This is a genomic window from Kitasatospora sp. NPDC091257, assembly GCF_044757675.1.
GTDB classification, from domain to species: Bacteria; Actinomycetota; Actinomycetes; order Streptomycetales; family Streptomycetaceae; genus Kitasatospora; species Kitasatospora lactacystinica.
The window spans coordinates 1-3,479 of record NZ_JBIVVI010000988.1; the positions used below are offsets into that span (position 1 = coordinate 1).

Annotated in this window: 3 protein-coding genes; all 3 read right to left on the reverse strand. The window is 75.7% G+C overall.

Annotation, left to right across the window (positions count from 1 at the left end):
• Positions 1 to 3 precede the first annotated feature (3 nt).
• The 3 genes from ACIQOV_RS33190 to ACIQOV_RS33200 all read right to left on the reverse strand — a co-directional run bounded on the left by ACIQOV_RS33190 (position 4) and on the right by ACIQOV_RS33200 (position 3,250).
• Positions 4 to 1,110: a DUF2637 domain-containing protein gene (locus tag ACIQOV_RS33190; protein ID WP_401054449.1), complete on the reverse strand. Its 1,107-nt coding sequence runs from the start codon at positions 1,108 to 1,110 to the stop codon at positions 4 to 6.
• 214 nt (positions 1,111 to 1,324) lie between these two features.
• Complete coding sequence (locus ACIQOV_RS33195; RefSeq protein WP_401054451.1) at positions 1,325 to 2,248, reverse strand: (2Fe-2S)-binding protein; 924 nt, start codon at positions 2,246 to 2,248, stop codon at positions 1,325 to 1,327.
• Between the two features lie 159 nt (positions 2,249 to 2,407).
• A complete protein-coding gene (locus ACIQOV_RS33200; RefSeq protein WP_401054453.1) occupies positions 2,408 to 3,250 on the reverse strand; it encodes a hypothetical protein in 843 nt (280 codons plus the stop codon).
• Positions 3,251 to 3,479: the final 229 nt, after the last annotated feature.

Sequence of the window (3,479 nt, forward strand, 5' to 3'; positions counted from 1 at the left end):
GGATCAGCCGAACTGCTGCTCCAGGTCCTTCAGTTTGCGTTCCAGCGAGTCCAGCCGGGGCAGGGTGACGGTGTCCTCCTCCATGGTGAGGTCGATGGTGCGCCGCTCCGGACGCGCCGGCAGGCCCGGCTGGACGACCGTGCCCTCGGCCGGCTCCACCTCGCGCGGCGCGGCGGCCCGCTCCACCCCGGGCCGTTCGGCCCGGACCCGTTCCGCCGCGGACCGTTCCACTCCGGGACGCCCCGCTCCGGGGGCCGCGGCGGCCACGGCGGGCTCCGGGCCGGACTCCAGCCGCCGTGCCGTCGCACCGCCGACGCGCCGCCAGGCGCTGTTGGAGCGGTTGATCGCCCGGATCTCGGCCCGTTCCCGGCGCCCCGCCAGCTTGCGGCGCTGCTTCTCGACGGTGCGCTCCCGCCTGTCCTCGCGCACCTCGTCGACCGCCTCGTCCAGGCTGCGGACGTTCTCCAGCAGCATCAGCGACCAGGCTGCGTAGGTCTCGCGCGGGGCGCGCAGCCAGCGGACGATGCGGATCTGCGGCAGCGGGCGGGGGACCAGGCCCTGTTCGCGCAGCGCGGCCCGGCGGGTCTGCTTGAGCGCCCGGTCGAAGAGGATCGCCGCCGAGAGGGACATGCCGGAGAAGAACTGCGGGGCGCCGGCGTGGGTCAGCCCGCGCGGGGCGTGCACCCAGTTGAACCAGGCCGAGGCGCCGGCGAAGAGCCAGACCAGCAGCCGGGAGCCGAGCGCCGCGTCGCCGTGGCTGGCCTCGCGGACGGCGAGCACCGAGCAGAACATCGCGGCGCCGTCGAGCCCGAACGGGACGAGGTACTCCCAGCCGCCGGACAGGCCGAGGTTCTGTACGCCGAAGCCGACCAGGCCGTGGAAGGAGAGGGCGGCCGCGACGCCGGCGCAGCAGAACAACAGGGTGTAGGAGGCGCCGCCGTACAGGGATTCCTTGCGGCGGCGCCGTTCCTCGGAACGTTCCCAGGAATCGGGGCCGGCGGTGGAGGAGGTGGCCCCCCGGCTGCGGAGCAGGGCCACCAGGAGTGCGCTGACCAGCAGCCCCACGACCACGGTGATCGCCCATCCGAGCGGTATGTCGGACAATTTCATCGCCGGAACCGGCCTCGCTTTCCTGCGTCGCTTTCCTGCGCCGTGATGGCGGGGACCATCATGGCGGATTCCGCGCGGAGGAATGGCCGATTCGCCGTCAATGCGCTGAGGAGAGGGATTTCTGACCCGGTGACCATCGCATGGTCGTAGGAATGCGACGTGGGTTTTTCCAGGAATGGCGGGCTTTTCTAACCCGAAGTCGAACGGCTTTTCGTCAACGCCGCGTGACGCGTGGGCAGCCGCCGCACATGTCCCTCGGATCGGCGGTGTAGACGAGGCAGCAACTGGCCCGGGACCGGTCCGGGGGTGGGGCGCTCTCCGCACCGAGCGCCGGGGGCGCGAAACCGGCTCCCGGGGTGAAGGGCGCCGGGGCCGGGGCGGGACGGTCGTCCGCGCCGGGCGTGCGCGCGGGGTCGAGGGCCCCGCCGGGCGCCAGCAGCGCGGTCAGTTCGGTCCGCGCCCGCTCCCGCTCCCCGAGCAGCCCGCCCGCGTACCAGAGCCCCTCCACCACCGCGTCGGTGGCCATCGCCCAGAGCACCCGGGGTCCGCGCCGGGCCTCCGGGCCGAAGGCGGTGAGTACCGGGGCCAGGAAGGCGCCCAGGGCGGACCGCAGGGCGGCGGCCAGCGCCGGCTCGTCCGGCACCGTCCGGGCCTGCCCGGCTCCGGCTGCCGGGTCCTCCGGCAGGCAGGCGAACTCCGCCGCGCGGACGGTCAGTTCGACCGCGTCGGGGCGCCTGCGCAGCGCGACGTCCCGCAGGGTGAGCAGCGGGACGCGCCGCTCCAGGAACCACGGCAGCGTGAACAGCAGCGAGACCGGCCAGACGAAGCGGTGCAGCCCGAAGCCGGCCGCGACGTCCGGGCGCAGCGGCTGCCCGTAGCGGGCGAGGCCCCGCCGGGCGTCGTGGGCGATCAGCTCGCGCACCGCCTCGGGGCGGGTGGCCAGGTCGGCGGCGGGCAGCCAGCCGTCGCGGCGCCGGGGCGGGGCGCAGCGCACCGTCAGAACGGGGGTGAGTCCGGACAGCCGGTGGTACGACGGGGCGCCCGGGGTGGCGGGAGCGGGGGCGGGGACGGCGGTGCGCGCCCCGGTGGTGCGGGGGACGCGCGGCCTGGGGCCGGGCCGGGTGCTGCTCGCGGTCATGGGCGGCCCCATCGGGTCGACCGGGGCGCCCATGGTCCGCCCGGCGGTGCCCGGCGGCACGGGCCGTCGGACGCGGCCGGACCGGGGCATGGCGGTGCCCGGGGAACGGCAAGGCGACCTGGCCGGGGTACTGCTCCCCCCGGCCAGGTTAGCCTCACCTTAGCTGATTGTTCCTCCGGTCTCGCTCGTGATGCGCCCGTCCGAGGGAGGCCCCGGCGCACGGGAGGCGGCCAACTGGCGCGCGAGCCAGACCGGCACCCCGCCCAGGCCGGCCACCAGCCGGGCCGCCTCGGCCCGCAGCCGCGCGGCCTCGGGCGGCTCGGAGACCTCGGCGAGCGCCGCGAGCGCCGGGGCCACCCCCACCGTGAAGCCGAGTTGCTCGCGCAGCCGCAGGGAGGCCTCGAAGCCCTCCCGGGCGTTCCCGCGGTCCCCGCGCGAGAGCGCCAGCGCGGCCAGGTGCCGCCAGGTGTACGAGCGCAGCAGTTCGTCCCCGCGCTCGCCGGCGCCCTCGTGCGCCCGGCGGTAGGCGATCCACGCGGCGCTGCGGTCGCGCAGCAGGTTCTCGGCCACCAGTCCGCGCCGGAAGTCCAGCAGCGGGCGGCCCGGGGCGTCCGGCGGCAGCAGCGCCGAGGTGCGGCCGAGCGCGGCCTGCGCCTCGTCCAGCCGGTCCCGCGGGCCGAGCACGCTCGCCACGTACGCGAGGAAGCCGCGGGCGCAGGCGGCGGCCGCGCGCTGCTCGGTGCCGGAGGCCAGCGCCTCCGCCAGGCGCAGCGCCTGTTCCGCCTGGGTCCAGTGCGCCGCGGTGAACAGGCACTGCTCGATGAGGAGTTCGGCCCGCCCCAGGGCCGCTTCCGGGTCGTGCTCGGCGGGCGGCCGCAGCAGTTCGGCGGCCTCCTGCCAGCACCCCCGGGACCTCAGCCGCCACACGGTGTCGCCCGGTTCCTCCGCTGCCGCCCGCCCCCGCTCCTCCGGGCCGCTCGGGTTCCATCCGTGCTCCGACAACGCCACCTCCTTGTGTGCGCCATCCGGCAAGCGCGCGGACCTGCCCCTGAGGCCCTGCCGCCACGACCCGCACGCATGGCGACGACAGGGCGAAAGGCCCGCGCTGTGGCCGCAATTCAACACGGGGGTGAGCTTGTGCACCAGATCACGAGCGAAGGTTGTTGCTTTTGGAGGAAAAATGATCTAGGGGTGCGCACGGGAGGAGACGCCGGAGGAGACACGGGAGGGG

Excerpts from the sequence above, each read along its gene's own strand:
- ACIQOV_RS33190 (WP_401054449.1), bottom strand. The coding sequence starts at position 1,110 with ATGAAATTGTCCGACATACCGCTCGGATGGGCGATCACCGTGGTCGTG.
- ACIQOV_RS33195 (WP_401054451.1), bottom strand. The coding sequence starts at position 2,248 with ATGACCGCGAGCAGCACCCGGCCCGGCCCCAGGCCGCGCGTCCCCCGC.